The 17,953-nt window shown below is 39.1% G+C and carries 12 protein-coding genes; 1 reads left to right on the forward strand and 11 read right to left on the reverse strand.

Annotated elements, in window-relative coordinates; all coding sequences use genetic code 11:
* Positions 1-11 precede the first annotated feature (11 nt).
* Positions 12-3,041, reverse strand: a complete 3,030-nt coding sequence (locus ACFS5N_RS08530) for a SusC/RagA family TonB-linked outer membrane protein (RefSeq protein ID WP_377184262.1) — start codon at positions 3,039-3,041, stop codon at positions 12-14.
* An 856-nt stretch (positions 3,042-3,897) separates the two neighbouring features.
* Between ACFS5N_RS08530 and ACFS5N_RS08535 the strand changes: the two genes are divergently transcribed.
* Positions 3,898-6,639 carry a carboxypeptidase-like regulatory domain-containing protein gene (locus ACFS5N_RS08535; protein WP_377184264.1) on the forward strand — a complete coding sequence of 914 codons (2,742 nt, stop codon included), beginning with the start codon at positions 3,898-3,900 and terminating at the stop codon, positions 6,637-6,639.
* A 51-nt stretch (positions 6,640-6,690) separates the two neighbouring features.
* Here the strand turns inward: ACFS5N_RS08535 and ACFS5N_RS08540 are convergent, their stop codons facing one another.
* From ACFS5N_RS08540 to ACFS5N_RS08585, 10 genes are all read right to left on the reverse strand, one after another.
* Positions 6,691-7,191, reverse strand: a complete 501-nt coding sequence (locus tag ACFS5N_RS08540; protein WP_377184266.1) for a hypothetical protein — start codon at positions 7,189-7,191, stop codon at positions 6,691-6,693.
* Positions 7,192-7,264: 73 nt separating this feature from the next.
* Positions 7,265-8,689 carry a glycoside hydrolase family 125 protein gene (locus ACFS5N_RS08545; RefSeq protein ID WP_377184268.1) on the reverse strand — a complete coding sequence of 475 codons (1,425 nt, stop codon included), beginning with the start codon at positions 8,687-8,689 and terminating at the stop codon, positions 7,265-7,267.
* Between the two features lie 241 nt (positions 8,690-8,930).
* Positions 8,931-10,862: a polysaccharide biosynthesis protein gene (locus tag ACFS5N_RS08550; RefSeq protein ID WP_377184270.1), complete on the reverse strand. Its 1,932-nt coding sequence runs from the start codon at positions 10,860-10,862 to the stop codon at positions 8,931-8,933.
* A 149-nt stretch (positions 10,863-11,011) separates the two neighbouring features.
* Positions 11,012-12,154, reverse strand: a complete 1,143-nt coding sequence (locus tag ACFS5N_RS08555; RefSeq protein WP_377184272.1) for a DegT/DnrJ/EryC1/StrS family aminotransferase — start codon at positions 12,152-12,154, stop codon at positions 11,012-11,014.
* Complete coding sequence (locus ACFS5N_RS08560) at positions 12,144-12,758, reverse strand: acetyltransferase (RefSeq protein WP_377184274.1); 615 nt, start codon at positions 12,756-12,758, stop codon at positions 12,144-12,146. Before ACFS5N_RS08560 ends, ACFS5N_RS08555 begins: the two co-directional genes overlap by 11 nt.
* Positions 12,755-13,366 carry a sugar transferase gene (locus ACFS5N_RS08565; RefSeq protein WP_377184276.1) on the reverse strand — a complete coding sequence of 204 codons (612 nt, stop codon included), beginning with the start codon at positions 13,364-13,366 and terminating at the stop codon, positions 12,755-12,757. Before ACFS5N_RS08565 ends, ACFS5N_RS08560 begins: the two co-directional genes overlap by 4 nt.
* Entirely contained in the window at positions 13,353-14,519 is a 1,167-nt protein-coding gene (locus ACFS5N_RS08570; protein WP_377184278.1) for a glycosyltransferase family 4 protein, read from the reverse strand. Before ACFS5N_RS08570 ends, ACFS5N_RS08565 begins: the two co-directional genes overlap by 14 nt.
* Positions 14,520-14,535: 16 nt before the next feature.
* Complete coding sequence (locus tag ACFS5N_RS08575) at positions 14,536-15,990, reverse strand: right-handed parallel beta-helix repeat-containing protein (protein WP_377184280.1); 1,455 nt, start codon at positions 15,988-15,990, stop codon at positions 14,536-14,538.
* An 11-nt stretch (positions 15,991-16,001) separates the two neighbouring features.
* Entirely contained in the window at positions 16,002-17,159 is a 1,158-nt protein-coding gene (locus ACFS5N_RS08580; protein WP_377184282.1) for a hypothetical protein, read from the reverse strand.
* Positions 17,156-17,953 carry a glycosyltransferase gene (locus tag ACFS5N_RS08585; RefSeq protein ID WP_377184284.1) on the reverse strand — a complete coding sequence of 266 codons (798 nt, stop codon included), beginning with the start codon at positions 17,951-17,953 and terminating at the stop codon, positions 17,156-17,158. Before ACFS5N_RS08585 ends, ACFS5N_RS08580 begins: the two co-directional genes overlap by 4 nt.

Raw genomic sequence — 17,953 nt, forward strand, 5'->3', positions numbered from 1 at the left:
CCGACTATGAATTAAAAATCAACCTTAACTCCTAATGTGTATGTTCTTGGGATTTGTATTCCGTAGCCTGTATCGTAACCGGTGTAATCAGCCAGTTCAGGATCTTGGCCTGTGTATTTAGTTAATGTAAATACGTTGTTTACGCTACCGTACACATAGAACCTGTTAACATTTGAAGCTTTTTTCTTCATAATATCAGTTAAGTCATAACCAATTTGTAAAGTACGCAGCTTAACAAAATTTGCATTCTCTAAGAACAGGTCTTGATTAGCTTGATATGGAGCAACTGCACTTGCCGGGTTGTAGATTGGATATTTTGAATAATCGCCTCTTTTTTCCCAATAAGTGATTTCTTTTACTGAGTTGATGTTGTTCAAACCTTCGTTGTTGTAAAAATCAAATCTGTTTGCCATTTGCTGATTCAATAATTGACGACCTAAGTTGTAGTAAAAATCAAGACGCAATGTCCATTTTTGATAACCGAAAGTGTTTGACCAGCCGCCAGCAACAGTTGGCAACGCATGGCCTTTTAATTGTCTGTCAGCATCGGTGATTTGATTATCGCCGTTGATGTCAGCCCATTTCGGATCACCTGTTTTCATAGTGATACCGTTATAAGTCATTACCTTACCGTTTACAGATGGTACTTCAGCATCAGTATTATATATACCGTTGTTGGTTAACAACCAGTAGCTATCAACTGATTTACCAACTTGAAGCAATCTGGCGTTACCATTAGCATCGTTGATAACAACTTGTTTTAAACCACCAGGTAACGCTGTTAAAGTGTTACGGTTAAAGTTCATGTTAATGCTGGTAGTCCAAGAGAATTTATTTGTTGAAGGGAAAATGACACCTGTAACCGTCGCGTCAAAACCTGTGTTACGAATAGCCATTCCGTTTTGGATAACTGAAGTATAACCGTATTCAGCTGCTGAAGGAACGCCCAATAACATGTTTTTGTCGTGTTTGTAGTAGCCGTCAACGCTGATAGCTAAACGATTATTTAAGAAGCTAGCGTCAATACCCAGGTTAGCTTGGTCTGAATAAGCCCATTTTAAACCATAAGGCACGTAACCTGCGGTATATGGTCTGGTTAATGTAGCCAAACCGTCATATCCAGGAGTGATAAGGTTACCTGAGAAGCCGATAAACGCAGTGTATTGCGGACCTTGAGAGTAGTTATCAAAGTTTTCATATCTACCCATTCTGCCAGCGCTTGCGTGTAGTCTTAATTCAGATACGCTATTGTTATCAGCAAGGAATTCTTTTTTCATATCCCAACCTGCACCAAACACCGGCGAATAGTACCAGCGGCTATCAGGCTGTTGAGTTGAAGATCCATCACCTCTTAAGGTAACAGAAAAAGTATATTTATCTTTCAACAAATAGTCAACCTTACCATAAACACTCATCATATTGGCTTTGGTGTGGTCCAGGAATTTGTAAACCAATTGTGGTTGAAATACAGTTGGAGTAAGATAATTGCTATTGTTCGGATCTGAATTTAACAAGTTTAACTTGATAAAATCATTACTTCCTTTGTAGGCATACGCATAACTATATCTTGAAAAGTCATACTGAATGTCATAGCCACCAGTAAATTCAAATTTATTATCCGCATTTGGAGCCCACTCATAAGTAGCTACGTTATCGATGGTAGTACGATCATTGTAGCCAAAGTAGTTTGATGCGTAATTTGTAGTTTGCAGTAATGTTTTCGGATAAAAAATATCGCGGTAGCCTTCGTTATAGTCTACGTTATAAGTAGTAACGAATTTGAATTTACCTAAGTCAATTGCAAATTTAGCGTAACCGTTTACAACGTTAGTTTTATTATCGTCAAAACCATTGTTAAATTGAGCCAGGTAGTTAGCGTAATTAGCTTTGTTTGGCGCAATTGGAGTACTCAAATCCGGAAGATAGTTTACCTGAGCCAACCTGTCGCGGATGTTTTTATTACGATCGCGCAGCATATGATTAGCATTAACTACAGCACTAAAAGTAAACCAGTTCAATGGCTTCATGTTCAGCAAGAAACGTGCATTATAACGATCCATGCTGGTATTGTCGCCAACACCGCCGCTTTTAGTGTCTCCTAACTGGAAATTAAAGTTTGCTCTTTCATCGCCACCGCTGATACTAGCATTTACGCTGTAAATGCCCATGCTTTTGTAGTAAATATCATTCCAGTTTGACGGGCCATAGAAAGCATTATTCAAAGAGTCGCTCAAGAATAACGGGTAGTTATCATCCTGAGAGAAAGCGCCGTTAGCAGCATATTTTTTATAAAACTGCTGTCTGAATTTATTTTCAAACGCACCATTAATTGTAGTTACCGCATTTGGAGTTACTACACCGCCGTAGCTATCAAAAGTAATTCTTCTTTTTAAAGAGGCACCTTTGCTGGTAATAACAATAACGCCGTTCGCGCCTTTCGGGCCATAAACAGCGGTAGCGTCAAGACCTTTCAGTACTCTGATTGACTCAATGTTTGGCATGTTGATAATAGACAACAAATTAGTAGCAGGGCCAATCCTGTTATACTGATATTGTTGAATATCAAAAGCGTAAGGATGATCGCCTATCAAAGGCACACCATCAAGTACCACCAAAGGCTGCGTTGCATAAGCATCGCGCGCAGACAGTAGCGGTTGCGAGGTACCATGGATAAACATGTTCTGGATTGTTCCCGGCTCACCGCTTTGCTCATTAACGAAAACACCCGCAGCATTACCTTTTAAGTATTGTTGCAGGGAAATTGCTGGGAACGTAGATAACGTCACCGGATCAAGCTCATTGGTTTTAGACTCAAGTCTTCTTCCGATTGCATTCTTAGGCGGCTTAATGGCCACATTCGAATCCATTTTTGTCGTATCCTTACGAGTAGTATCGCGTCCCACTCTGGCAGTACCCCTTAGTAGGATACTTCCTTTTGTTTTGGTGTGATTTGAGACACGTGCAGGCATGGCTGAATCGCCAAAAGAGTACGTAGTTGTACATAACACACCCAGGAAAGTTATAATTGCAATAATGCGCATAACAGATAATTAAGTATTAACTGATTAAAAAACTGGTTATTAATTGATTGTTGTAATGGAATATATTTAAATACCCAACGCCTTGATCATCAATCCTCTCTGAGGGTCAATATCGTAGCGCAGATATAGAAATACCGATAAAAATCGTCTGGATCGCCAGCGCCCGTCAAATTCCTAAAAATCCGTACTGACGCACGTCAGTCGATCTTTTCGAAATTGGGGGCATGAAGCGCCGGAGGGATTTGCTCCAAGGGTTTTTTGTAAAGTTTCGATCATAGCTGGTTTATAATAGTAAATAAATTGATTGTTAGGGCAATAATAGTAATTGGTGTTTATTTTATTGGTTGTGAAAAACCCGATTCTCACTGCGGGTGACTATTCACTTTGACAATGATACAAATAAAAATTTAATATGTTCAAAATTAATTTTAAAATATTCTGCTTTTTCTAAGTACACCATATTAAAAGGCAGTTTAAGTATATAAAACCGTGATTTTGAGCAGGAAAGTGACCTAAAAACCGATCAAAAAATTGGTCGTTAACATGCAATAATCTACTATGCGACGCGTAGGTTTTCCACATTTTTGTTTAGGGTTATCGACTTTGCATAATTATTAATATAGCGTTTAACCACATTAAAATTACTGCAACATATCTTTATTGAGATAAAATCATAAAACAATGATAATCAACTAATTAAAAAAAACACCTTCTATTAGCACATGTATCGTCTTTGATACATCTTTTATTTTAAAATTTTAAATCATTTCTTTTACAAATAATTTGAGATAACAAAAATTTAACTTTTTTTATCCTAACTTTCCCCTAAACAAATAAACCTTACTCCTTACCTTATATGAGATCAAAGAAATTCTTTATTAAACTGAGCCTTTTGTGTTCAATTGCCTTATTATTTTCATTCATCCCCAAATCTGACGACCCTATCGATAAACTGGTAGCTGCTTTGCAAAAATGGGCCGACACCAATCCGCAGGAAAAAGTTTACCTGCATATGGATAAGCCCTATTACGCTGTAGGCGATACTATCTGGTTCAAAGGATATTTAACTATAGGCAGCAGGCATCAGCTATCTGCATTAAGCCATGCTGTGTATGTCGATTTGATTACAGAGAATGACTCTCTGGTGCGTACCTTAAAGCTGCCGGTTACCACCGGCATGTTTATAGGAGATTTTATTTTGGGCGACGACCTGCAACCTGGAAGCTATCGGGTAAGAGCATATACCCAATGGATGCGTAACACTGGGCCAGAATACTTCTTCGATAAAACATTCACCGTGGGCGATGTTAACGATGGCATAATTACCAAAGCTAATTACCAATATAAAATGGTAGATAATAAGGTAACGCTAACAGCTTTGCTAACTTATACGGATGCAGATGGCCGGGCATTCGCCGATAAAAAGGTGAAATATCAGGTGGTTATCGATAAGGTAGTGGTTGATACCAAAATTGGACAAACAGATGCTTTAGGCAATCTATCGATTGAGATAAATAACGCTAAAAAAAATCCGTTATCCGGCGCTTATATCAGAACCATTCTTGACGATAAGCACAACCATGCAGTTACCCGCGATTTTCCGATCAAAGCGATCTTATCGCAAAGCGATGTTCAATTTTTTCCGGAAAGCGGTAGCATGATAACTGGTCTCCCATCGCGGGTAGCTTTCAAAGCCATCGGGGTTGACGGCTTGGGTATCGATGTGAAAGGAAGAGTACTTGATGAAGCTAACAATCAGGTAGCTGAGTTTGAATCGTTACATGCCGGCATGGGCAGCTTCCTTATGAAACCAGAAAGCGGCAAACATTACACTGCAGAAATTACTTTTCCTGACGCAACTACAAAAAAAGTCCCTTTGCCCGAAGCAACAAATGACGGCTTTATCTTAGGTATAACTCAGCCAAATAAAGATAGCTTGCTGGTAAGAATATACGCTTCACCAACTCAATTAAGCGCTACTCCAACACTTAACTTTGTAGGACAAACCAATGGCGAAGTTATCGTTGCCTCGCCGATTAAAATAAGCAAGGCAATTACCTCTGTATGGCTTGAGAAAAAGCTCTTCCCGTCGGGCATCGCCCAATTTACCATTTTTACTGCCGCCGGCGAACCTTTGAATGAACGTGTCGCCTTCATCAAAACCAACGACATGATGAAGCTGAATTTAAAATCTGCCAAAAACAGCTACAGCAGTAAAGAACCCATCAGTTTTACGCTAAATGCACAGGACAGTAAAGGAAAAGCTGCACTAGGTGGCAACTTTTCAGTATCCGTGATCGACGAAACCAACGTGCCATTTGATCAAAACGCAGAGACCACAATTTTTTCAAACATTTTGTTATCATCTGATTTGAAAGGGTATATAGAAAAGCCCAACTATTACTTTGCCAATGAGGGCGAGGACGTTGATAAGGCGCTTGACAACTTAATGTTAACTCAGGGTTATAGCAGATTTTCCTGGAAAGAAGTTCTTGCCGGCAACGGCAGCAAACCAATTTTTGCAGCAGAAAAATTGGGCACAGTTGTATCAGGAACGGTAACCACACTCGGCAAAAAGCCGGCTGCCAATGCCCACGTAACGATGGTTTCGCTACGCGGAAAAATGTTTCTTGACACAACAACCGACGCAAACGGACGGTTTGCCTTCAGGCCTGTTCTTGTAAAAGACAGCATCAAGTTTGCTATACAGGCGCGTTTGGCCAACCGAAGCGAAAATACTATTATCACTTTGGATACTTTATCGAAAATGAGAGTCACCAAAAACAAGAATCTTGCTGACGTTAGTACTAACATTAACGCGACCTTAAAAGCTTATTTAGAATCTGCAAAAAAACAGGATGATGCTTACGAGAAAAGCGGGGACCTTAATAAGGTAAGGCGGTTAAAAGAAGTACGGATAGCGGCTTACCGGTCTAAACAAGACGCCAATATTAAACCGCAGGGAATGTATAAAATAGATGAAGCATCGGCCGACCAGGTCATTACCTTCCCTGAAGACGACGCTGCCAACTGTGTGAACCTGGCTATGTGCCTGCAAGCCCGTCTACAGGGTGTAAGCATTGAACAAGGCAAAACGGGCTCGGTTTTATATGATATGGTTGCCCACCAAAACCTGGGCATGATTATAGACGGCCGGATGGCTTTTAACGATGACGAGATATCGACCATTCTGGATGGTAGCATTATGCCTGAAGATGTGGCAAAAATAGAAGTAGTAAGGCATAACATGGCGGTCAAAAACATGCTCGGCAAAAACGAAGCCGGTTACGTGCTTATTTTAACCAAATTAGGTACATCTCGCCGGCAGTATAACCCTAGCATAGTTAATATCACGCCCAAGGGTTATAACAAGGTGCAAGATTTCTATTCGCCAAAATATAAACCGGGGATTAACGACAAAATGCCAGATATGCGCACCACAGTTTACTGGAACCCATATTTAAAAACCGACGAACAAGGACAAACCTCATTTAATTTTTACAGCGCCGACGGCCCGGGAACTTATAAAGTTATAATTGAAGGGATTGACGCTGCCGGAGAACTCGGTCGGCAGGTGTACCGCTATACGGTAAAATAACTGCGAGCCCATAAAAAGCCCCCCCACAACGAAATGTTGTGGGGGTTCTTTTTATGGCTGACTAATGATCTGGAATATCTGCTCAGGAGTTTGATCGGCGTTAATAAAAGGGATCCCTTTTTCTTTGGCCATTTGCTTAAACCAGGCTCCCCATATTACAAAGCCATCATCATCATCAATATCCATTAAAGGCGTGGGCCTATCGGGGCTCATGAGGCGCTGCTTTTGCAGTTCAGGATTTATATCCAAAAAATACACCCGGTCAAACAGCTCAAATACACTCCACACGTTTCCCGATCCACCAAAGACGTAGATATCATCAAACTGATCAATAAATCGCTTCAGCGCTTTCTTACTCCATAAAAATGCAAGCCGCCTTTCCGCAGCTTCGCCGGCGGTAGCCGGCTCAGGCACCTTTTGCCCGCTTTGGTCATACCAGCTTGATAAGCCATCGATGTCGGCATCGTCAAAAGCATTAATACCAGCATGCTGTAAAGCTTTCGCTACATAAGTTTTTCCAGATCCTGACGGACCAAAAATCAGCACCTTCATAGCATCTTAATTTGCAGGTAAACAACAATGGCTGCCGGGGGGATCCGGCAGCCATCTATATAGAAGCAATTGCTTAAGCCAATAATTGCGGCTTGCTTTTGTAGGTTTCCCACAAAAATTCGCCAAATAAGGTATTTGCCCATGCAAACCACGGGCGGCTAAAATGTTTCACATCATTTTTATGGAACGACTCATGCATAAAGCCCGTACCTGCATTACTATTTTTTAGTAATGCGATACATTTTTTGATCTCAGCATCGCTGGTACTGGTTAAACCGCGCATAATAATACCCAAAGGCCAGATCATATCTCTGCCGGCATGCGGGCCGCCAATACCCTCGCCTGCCGATCCTTTGAAAAAGAAAGGATTATTTGAAGACAGTAATAAACGGCGGGTATTTTGATAGATCGGGTCAGTAACTGATACAGCATCCAGGTATGGTAAACCTAATAAGCTTGGCACATTGGCATCATCCATTAAATTATAGCTGCCGTATCCGTTTACCTCGTAAGCATATATTTTACCATAAACCGGATGAGTTATGATAGCATTTTTCTTTAATGCATTCTCCACTTCAAGAGCCAAAGCGCTAAGCTGGGCTGCCAGTGCAGCATCTTTACTGATAGCGCTTACCATCTCTGCAGCATGCCTCAAACTAACCACTGCAAAGAAATTTGATGGTACCAGATACATATAAATGGTGGCGTCGTCGCTAGGGCGGAAGGCTGAGCAGATTAAGCCATTGGGTTTAACCGGGTAGCCGTAACCGTTCATCGGCACACCATCAGTGGCCCATGCGGTTTTACGTTGGAAGCTATATGGCCCCTGGCTGGTTTTACGCTGCTGCTCTTTAAATGTCTTTAATGTAAGCTCGATAGCCGATTTCCAGCGGGCATCAAAAGGGGTATTATTACCTGTTGTTTTCCAGTACTTATAAGCCAGGCGTATCGGGTAGCACAATGAGTCTATCTCCCATTTACGCTCATGGATGCCCGGTTGCATTCTGGTCTCATCTTTCGCCCACTCGCCAACTTTATCAGGATCGTCATAAAAAGCGTTGGCGTAAGGGTCTTTAAGCACGCAACCAACCTGGTGATTGATAACACCGGCAACCAGTTGTTGAAGTTTTTTATCCTCCTTTATAAAGTGAAGATAAGGGTAAACCTGTGCACTACTGTCGCGTAACCACATGGCATCAATATCACCAGTGATCACATAGGTATCAGGTTTACCGTCTTTTTCGGTAAAGGTTACGGTAGTATCCAGCGTATTAGGGAAGCAGTTATTGAACAACCAGGCTAGTTCTCTGTCCTTTACGTTTTTATCAAATTCAGTAATAGCACGTTCAATTGCGGTGCTTGTAAAGTTTCTTTTAGTTGTTCTCACTACCGGATAAGCCACATCGGCAGCAATATCAGCAGCAAATGACGGCAATTTGGTAAGCATTAAGGTAGCGCCTAACAAGCCGCCATTTTTGATGAATGATCTTCTTTGCATATTATTTGTTTTAAATAAAACAGGCACCATATAAACCGCCCGACTGCAGCCAAACGGTTTATGAAATTAAGCCCTTATTTAAAGATTATGGTTTACTAATTTTTGCAAGAGTTTTACCCGTTTCACAGTGTAAAATCTTCTCAATACTATAAACTTTATAGCATTTAAACAAATTATAATTTGCGGGGCTAAACAAAAAAACCTGCTGTGCGCAGGTTTTTGTTTAGCTATTTGAAAGGGCTTATTGTAATACGGTATCTTTTTCTGACTCGAGGCTTACTCCAACATCAAGCAGCTCATATTTTGAGTTTTTACTTATAAACTCAGGAACTATTTCCTTCATCTTATTTACGATTGCTACTTCGTCGTCCTGATCAGATATCTCTAACAATGCTTTTATATTATTTGTTACTTCCTGGTACGGGTAGGTGATAACTTTAGCAATATTGATTTTCTCATTATGAGTTGGTAGTGTACTTTCGCCATCATTTAACAACTCTTCATATAGTTTCTCGCCCGGCCTTAATCCGGTAAATACTATTTTAATATCCTTGTCCGGCTGCAGCCCGGCCAGCTTAATCATTTTAGTTGCCAGGTCAACTATTTTTACCGGCTCACCCATGTCAAACGTAAATATCTCGCCTCCTGAACCCATGGTACCCGCTTCCAAAACCAGTTGAACTGCTTCGGGGATGGTCATGAAATAGCGAATGATTTCGGGATGTGTTACCGTTATAGGCCCCCCCTTTTGTATTTGCGACTGAAAACGCGGAATAACAGACCCGTTTGAACCCAATACATTACCAAAACGGGTGGTAATAAATGCTGTTCCAGAAATATTGCGGTTGCTGTTTCTCAAAGATTGGATATAAATTTCAGCGATACGCTTAGATGCTCCCATGACGTTCGACGGATTAACCGCCTTATCGGTGGATACCATTACAAACTTACGGCTGCCAAACTCCATGGCAAGGTCGGCTATATTTTTTGTGCCTAAAACGTTCGCTTTCACTGCCACTGACGGATTTTCCTCCATCATTGGTACATGCTTATAAGCTGCCGCGTGATAAACTACCTCAGGATAATAGTCGCTGAACAATTTATACATACGGCGATAGCTTCTAACATCGCCGATAAATATTTTAGTAGCTATATTAGGAAATTTTTCTTCAACCTCCAGTTGGATTTCATGCAGCGGTGATTCAGCCTGATCGCACAATATCACTAACTCAGGTTTATATTGGAGCACCTGTTTAACTATTTCCGAGCCTATTGAGCCTGCGGCTCCAGTAATTAACACACGTTTTCCGGCAATATCTTTCGATATACCAGTAGTATCAATTTTGATAGGCTTGCGTTGCAAAAGATCCTCAATTTTCAGATCCTTTAACTGATTTAATGTTAGTTTACCGTATATCCATTGATCAGAAGGGGGCACAGTTAAAACTTGTATGCCAAGGGCCAAACACGCTTCCAATGCAACCTTTTTTTCCTTTTCGTCGAGATGGTTATTTACAACGATCAATTTTTCAACCTTGTATTTCTGCTTAATATAACTAAGCTTACTGATGTTATATATCATAACACCGCTTATTTCCTTATTAATTTTATCAGTATTATAATCGACAAAACCAATAACCGAAAAATTAGATTGCGCGTTCACTAAAGCCTGCTTAATCAGGATGGCATTATTATCAGAGCCATAAATAACAACAGCTGTTTTCTTTTCTGCCGAATAGTTAAGAATGTAATGATAAATGCTTTTTGCAGCAGCTCTTAATAAAATTAACAAGGTACTTGATAAAGAAAAATTTACAAGCAGTATTAAGTTAAGTGAGAAGATATCCGTTTTAAAGGCAGGTACCACCCAAAAATTAGCTACTATAGAGTAGACAAGCGTGCTTATAAAGGTAGCAGCAAAAATACGCAGCATATCGCGCGTATTTGAATAGCGTATCAGCCCCGAATGGATACGCATAGAGAACATCACCCCTGCTGAAATAGCTACGTAAAGGCCGGTATAAATAAAAAAGTAGCCACGTAGAATATTGTAGAACTCAAAACGATGAACTATAAAGTAAGCAGTAGTAAAAGACCAAGTGATGATAAAAAGGTCTAAAACCATTATCATCCAACGTGGTACTACTTTATCAAATAGTAAAAACTTCTTCATAGATTACGATGTGTTACTCACTAATTCGGCGTAAAGGTAGAGATATTTTTAATAATATATCTACCTGCTAATAGGTATAGTGCTAAAAATCATCCTATTATCTAGCTAACGCAAGCTAACAACAAAAAGTAATTCAATAAGTTTCAAATTTAAGCAACTACCTGATTAAAAAAACTATAAATAATATTTACCACCCTATCTTGTTCTTCACTGCTCATATTTGATCCGGATGGCAGGCAAAGTCCATCCCTAAATAATTTCTCGCTTACACCATTCAGATAAGACGGACTATCTGCAAAAACCGGCTGCAAATGCATCGGCTTCCATAAAGGTCGACTTTCAATATTATCCCGCTCAAGTGCCAGGCGAATTGTTTCGCGTGTAACACCATTAGTTTTTTCAGGATCGACTAAAATAGTAGTAAGCCACCTATTGCTTCTGTAACCCTCCGGCTCTTTCAAAAAGCTGATGCCAGGTAATAGGGCGATTTTTTTTAAATAGTTTTCATATATAGCACGGCGCTTTTCAATATGATTATTTAATACCATCATTTGACCTCGGCCAATGCCCGCGCTGATATTGCTCATTCGATAATTATATCCTATTTGAGAATGCTGGTAATGCGGCGCAGCGTCCCGAGCTTGAGTAGCTAGAAACCTTGCCTGGTCTATATATTCTTTTTGGTTTGATATTAACGCCCCGCCCCCGCTTGTTGTAATTATTTTATTACCATTAAAAGACAATATACCCATAGTGCCAAAAGTACCGGCAGCTTTCCCGTTTATTGAAGCACCCAAGGCCTCAGCAGCGTCCTCTATGATCGGAATACCATATCTTTCGGCAATAGCCACTATAGCCTCCATTTTTGCAGGCATACCATATAGATGCACGGGGATAATAGCTTTCGGCTTTTTACCTTTTGATAAACGGTCTTTTATAGCATTTTCGAGCAAGTGGGGATCCATATTCCAGGTATCGGGCTCACTGTCAATAAATATCGGCGTTGCAAGCTGGTATGCTATTGGGTTGGCAGATGCAGAAAAAGTAAAACTTTGACAAATAACCTCATCGCCTGCCTCAACCCCTAACATGATAAGCGCAAGGTGAATAGCTGATGTCCCCGAACTTAAAGCAGCCGCATACTTAGCGCCTGTATATTGCTCAAGGTCATGTTCAAAATTATTCACATTGGGGCCTAAAGGTGCTATCCAGTTAGTATCAAATGCCTCTTTTACAAAAGAGATTTCCTGCCCGCCCATGTGAGGGCTTGAAAGGTATATTTTATTGTTCATCAATTTTATTGTATTTAATAATTTTACCGGGATTGCCAACCACAACAGCGTAATCAGGAACGTCTTTGATAATCACCGCTCCGGCCCCAATAGTCGCCCATTTGCCTATTTTTATCCCCTGAATAATACTTGAGCCGATTCCGATATGGACTCCGTTGCCTACGGTGACATTACCAGCCAAGGCCACACCTGGCGAAACATGAACATAAGCCCCTAGCACACAGTCATGATCTATTGAACAATTGGTGTTAATAATACAGTGTCTTCCTACAATAACATCACTATTAATTGATGCGCCAGGCATCACAGCTGTACCAGTTTCAATTTGAGACCTTGTTGAAATATTAGCAGAGGGGTGTATTGCGCTTATAAACGTACCTGTAAGACTTTCTGAAATTCGCTTTCTGATAATATTGCTCCCAACACCAATAATAAGTTGTGGGCTACTTCCAATTAAACTTAAACTCTCGTCGTAAACGGGATAACCTAAAAGAGTATCTGTTTTGGAGTTTACATCAATAAAACCGGCAATTGCCAAACCGCGCAACTCAAGAATTTCAGCAACTACCTTAGCGTGGCCGCCGGCACCATATATATAAATCATTTTATAGAACCTTTAAATTTTTCCATAGTTACATGGCCTTGCTGGTTGATACCTTCAGACTTAAACACTTTTAAAATAGTCATCCACAAAATCCTGATATCTAAATTTATATTTACGTGGTCAACATACCAAACATCATAATCAAATTTGTTTTCCCAACTAATTGCGTTCCTGCCATTAACTTGTGCCCAACCCGTTATGCCAGGCTTAACTTCATGTCTCCGAGCTTGGTGCTCGTTATATAAAGGTAAATATTCCACCAGTAAAGGCCGTGGGCCAATCAGGCTCATATCGCCTTTGATTACATTTAACAATTGTGGTATTTCATCCAAAGATGTACTGCGAACAAATTTCCCTATCACTGTTAGGCGTTTGTCGTCAGGCAGTAGATTGCCATCAGCATCTTTACGATCATTCATTGTTTTAAACTTTATGATCCTGAAAATTCGGGCGTTCCTACCGGGCCGGGATTGAAAGAAAAAAGGAGAACCTTGATTAGCGATACAAAGAGTGATTAATACCACTAAAAATATAGGCGACAAAATAATAAAAGCCGTTAACGACGCCATTAAGTCAATCGCAGGCTTAACTATTTCACGATATACCATGTTGCTTTAAATGTTGCTGATATTCCTTAAGTAATAATGACCAAAAATAAGTTTGCTCATAGCGATCAACTATCATTTTACGAGCATTGATTTTCATTTTATTGTATAGCAGCTTATCAGTAAATAATCTTTCCATAGCATCCGTCAAAGCTTCTATATTTTTGGGCGGGATAATAAGTCCGTTTTCGCCCTGGTTTATAATCTCATTACAACCGTTAATATTGGTTACAATTGCAGGCAAGTTAAAACATCCTGCCTGCATAGGTACGTTTGGAAATCCTTCGCGATAACTCGGAAATACTAAAGCACTACTTATAGCCAGGTAAGGTTTTATGTCATTTTGAAAACCTGCATTTATAATTGTCTTGTTGCTTTGAATCTTTATTAAGCAGTCATTAGATAACGGGTCAAGTTCTGGCTCAAAGGGGCCGACAAGCAATAACCGTGTTTTGGGGTGTTTCTTATTGATAACTGAAAACGACTGAACCAGTTCTTCAATCCCTTTGTCTTTTACCAACCTGCCAACAAAAGTAAATACAAAATCTTGTTCGCCTATTAAAAGCTTACTTTTTAATTGTCGGGCTTGCTCAACAACACTATCTGTTAATTTAAAATTTTCTGTATTAATACCATTGCTACTGCCGTTACCAATTACCTTAAGTTTACTGGCACTACAAAAACGGTTATCGAGAATAAATTGCTGTAGGTTTTTTGAGTTTGGATATACTTTATTGGCGAAGCGATAAGTCCACCTTTCTGCAGCCTCTAATATATTTCGTTTAACGCCGGTTGTCTCCATTAATGGTAAACCGGCTACTGTATGTAACCGTATAGGTGTTTTTACCAGCCAAGCTGCGCACATGCCTAATAGCCCTGCTTTGGGCGTATGGGTGTGTACTATATCGGGCTTTAACTTTTTTAAGGTTTTGATAAGTTTAATCAACGATATAATATCATCAAAGGGAGATATTGCCCTTTTCATATTTATAGCAACGTAACCACTTGTTTCTCTTTCTGCAATTAACGGCAGCTTTTCATCCCAAGAACTTATCATTTTCACGTCAAAGCCATTGCCGCGCATATATTTAAGTTGCCCTTGTAATAGCTTATCCAGCGATATTGGGACTGTAGTTATCCTAACTAATTTAACCATAGGTAATAATGGCGGCTTATCTTTTTTGCAGTCTTAACATTTGGGCTGGAACGTTTAAAACATTGGTAGCCGCGTTATTAAGTTTTTTATTATTAAAATAATTTATAACAGGTGAAGTTGATGTTGCTTTTTGTAAAGATGCATTTGGGTCTGACAGTATATTTTTATAGTTTCCATCAAACGTGTTATTCACTACATTTAAAGATTTTAAATGAATGTTAGGATCATCTGTTATCTCAATTACATTTTTACTTGAGTTAATTTTAAAATAGTTGGCGTTAAAATTTATGTTATTGCATTTATTTAAAACTATTGCCCGGACGGTGCCTGATGAGATAATAGAATTATTTACAAACTCAATATTTTGATCTTCAATACAAACTATTATAAGAGAATAAGGGCTGTACTTGCTTTCAACAAAAGTATTGTCTTTAACCAGGACATTTTTGAAATAGTAAAAAGCAAAGACCATATTATCAGTTTTTCTATCGCCTAAACCACTACTAATTTTATTGTTTTGTACCGTTATTGAGCCTGAACCAAACCCTACTCCCAATGAGTACGATAGAGAGCGGCAAAGTGACTTTACACTATCGGCTATGTTGTCTTCAACAAGTACATCGTCCACATATCTTAAACCGGTAACACAAAAATCAATTTTTTTAAATTTATTCTTAACAATTTTAAAATTATCAACCAAATCTCCGGATAAGCCATTGATATTGATGCCTGCTGCGCCATTTTGAAGGTTTTTAGCCGAAAAGAAACTCTCTGTTACTAAGATATTTCTTGATGGCGAACTTGTGAGCACCTGGTTCTTTTCTATTTTGATGCCGTTAGTAATAATGTTCTCAAAATTACAGCCTGTAATAAGCGCACTATCAAGATTTGTACAGTTAATGCCCACCCGGGTAATATTGTTAAAAATGCAGTTACTTATAATTACGTTACGGCTGCCAATTGAAAAATATAAACCGTCGCCGACCGTATTCTTGTATTCTACATTATTAAACTTAAGGTTGGCTGCACGTTGGCAAAATATGTTGTGCTGCTGTTCAAACGATTGGTCCTGATTGTCTTTATTCCCATCAATAGTTATATCTTCGACTGAAACATTTGAGGCATCTTTGATAACTATTATTCTAGAAAATTTAACATCATTATTTATTCTTTTTAATATAGTTTGATTGATACCATCGCCTTTGATCCTTGTATTTGGCCCAACAATTATCCCTGCCGACTGTGATATCGCAGAAACGTAATAGATACCCTTCGGAATATACAAGGTGCCTCCTCCCCTGGTTGCTAAAGCGTTTATGGCGTTTCGAAATTTAGACGTTTCATCAGATCCATCGCCTTTAATACCAAATATCCTGGCGTTAATAACGGTAGTCGGTATGTTTTGCGCCATACACTCGCTACCACACAGCAAAAAACCAATTGCTATAAATGCGTTTATGAATATTTTCATCGGTAGATAATTTATTTAAGAAACTCAAAGTGCCCGTGCTTTCTTACTTTTAAAAACACATCTTTTACATATTGTTTACTAGACACCATAAAAATGCAAGCTAGAAGTATCCAAAATAACGATTCTCTAAAGCCTTGATGAGTAAAATTATACAATATTACGGGCGCTATTAATAAGCTATTGTTAAAAAGATCGCGCTTTATAACAATAGCCACAAAACTAAAAAATAAATAAAAGCCTAACACTCCATATGAAAACAGAATGGTGCCCGGCCCTGAGTGCATCTCCAAACTATGATAAGAGTGAAACCGATCATACTTGCCCTCGCCCGCTCCATATAAAACATATTCAGGGGCTAGATAGAACCTGTCATAACCTCGCACTTCAAATTCAGAAACCCCTTGAGACGATTTCGACTCCTGCCTGTCCTGAATAGATTTGATTTGTGCGTCAACAAAATCATTTCTATTAAAAAAATACCAACCAGCACCAATAACCAGAATGATAAAGGCAATCGACGAGGCATCTACCTTAAATCCTTCTTTAACAAAGATAATTGATCCTAGCAAAATCACTCCTAGCAACGCCGCACGCGAGCCCGAATATAGTATTAGGTATGAGGATAATATAAGCACCGCCATAGTCATTAGCTTATTCGACCTGTAAACACTTGGTAAACAGGCGAAAACAGTCAGTGAGGTTAATGCGTAATAGCCTAATTGATTGGGATTATTGAAATAAAGTGATCCACGCCCGGTGCCAATATGAGCAAGTGCCAAAATTGCCTGAATAGAAAGTGATATAATGATTGCCAAGGCTAAATGCGACGCCACTTTTTCAAAATTTTTATTTAAAACGTACACCAAAGCACAAAAAACAAACGAGTCAAACACATAAAATAATATTGGTAAAAAAAACTTATTTTCCACACCTTGCGAGGTGTAGACCAACCAATATATAATATTGATAATAGATGATAAGCCTATAAATTGAAATAGTCGTTTTATAACCTTTAATTTGAAAAGTGACGACATTTGCCCGGAAACAAACAGCCCGAAACAGCCTATTGATATTATAAAGTCTGAAGGCTGCGGTAACCCGCTCTCAAATACATAAAACGGGCATGTTATAATATACACATAAACTATTATGATCAAAAACTTCTTCATTTGAAAATCTTTCTAATAGTTAGACGTAATTTGCGAGGAAAAAGCATATCAAAAGCCAATTTGGTTAAATTATATCCTATGGCTGCTACGTTGCCGGTTATAAATCCATAATGTAACTTTAACTTGAATGAGCGCCATTTGTAGGCCTTACCTTGCTTGCTTTCAAAAGACTGAGCCTCATGAATGCGATGAAAACCCAAAGGTTCATTTATTTTACACAAACGCTTACCTTGCTTTGCTAACCTGAGCCAAAGGTCATAATCAAGTTGTGATATTCTATTTGGATCGTAATCGCAAATATCTTTTCTTAACATTACGGTTGAGTGAGATATTCTATTTGCATAAAGCAGCTTCTCAAGTTTGATGTCTGAAAACGTTATTGCTGCTATGGGTTTATAATTAATCTCGGCCGAACTTGTGAACAATATCGCGTCAGTGCATAACACATCAATATCTTCATTTATACAATCAGCCTGAATTTTTAATTTTTCAGGGTGCCATAAATCATCGCCGTCAATTATAGCAACCCATGCTCCGCTGGCATTTTTTACTCCCAAATTTAAAGCAGCGGCTCTACCTATCCCTGACGTTTGTATTAACCTTATCTTGTTTGATGGATAATGTCTCTGAAAGTCTTTAATAATTGCAATACTATCGTCTGTTGACCCATCGTCAACGATGATATGCTCATAGTTGAGATAGGTTTGATTAAATACAGATTTAAGCGTTTCTGCTAACAACGTGTCAACATTTTTGATCGTGGTGATAACGCTTATATAAATATCTGTTTCCAT

Origin of the sequence: Mucilaginibacter ximonensis (assembly GCF_042686265.1) — a bacterium.
GTDB lineage: Bacteria > Bacteroidota > Bacteroidia > Sphingobacteriales > Sphingobacteriaceae > Mucilaginibacter > Mucilaginibacter ximonensis.

Excerpts from the sequence above, each read along its gene's own strand:
- ACFS5N_RS08580 (WP_377184282.1), bottom strand. The coding sequence starts at position 17,159 with ATGAAGAAGTTTTTGATCATAATAGTTTATGTGTATATTATAACATGC.
- ACFS5N_RS08550 (WP_377184270.1), bottom strand. The coding sequence starts at position 10,862 with ATGAAGAAGTTTTTACTATTTGATAAAGTAGTACCACGTTGGATGATA.
- ACFS5N_RS08545 (WP_377184268.1), bottom strand. The coding sequence starts at position 8,689 with ATGCAAAGAAGATCATTCATCAAAAATGGCGGCTTGTTAGGCGCTACC.
- ACFS5N_RS08570 (WP_377184278.1), bottom strand. The coding sequence starts at position 14,519 with ATGGTTAAATTAGTTAGGATAACTACAGTCCCAATATCGCTGGATAAG.
- ACFS5N_RS08575 (WP_377184280.1), bottom strand. The coding sequence starts at position 15,990 with ATGAAAATATTCATAAACGCATTTATAGCAATTGGTTTTTTGCTGTGT.
- ACFS5N_RS08565 (WP_377184276.1), bottom strand. The coding sequence starts at position 13,366 with ATGGTATATCGTGAAATAGTTAAGCCTGCGATTGACTTAATGGCGTCG.
- ACFS5N_RS08585 (WP_377184284.1), bottom strand. The coding sequence starts at position 17,953 with ATGGAAACAGATATTTATATAAGCGTTATCACCACGATCAAAAATGTT.
- ACFS5N_RS08530 (WP_377184262.1), bottom strand. The coding sequence starts at position 3,041 with ATGCGCATTATTGCAATTATAACTTTCCTGGGTGTGTTATGTACAACT.
- ACFS5N_RS08560 (WP_377184274.1), bottom strand. The coding sequence starts at position 12,758 with ATGATTTATATATATGGTGCCGGCGGCCACGCTAAGGTAGTTGCTGAA.
- ACFS5N_RS08555 (WP_377184272.1), bottom strand. The coding sequence starts at position 12,154 with ATGAACAATAAAATATACCTTTCAAGCCCTCACATGGGCGGGCAGGAA.
- ACFS5N_RS08535 (WP_377184264.1), top strand. The coding sequence starts at position 3,898 with ATGAGATCAAAGAAATTCTTTATTAAACTGAGCCTTTTGTGTTCAATT.
- ACFS5N_RS08540 (WP_377184266.1), bottom strand. The coding sequence starts at position 7,191 with ATGAAGGTGCTGATTTTTGGTCCGTCAGGATCTGGAAAAACTTATGTA.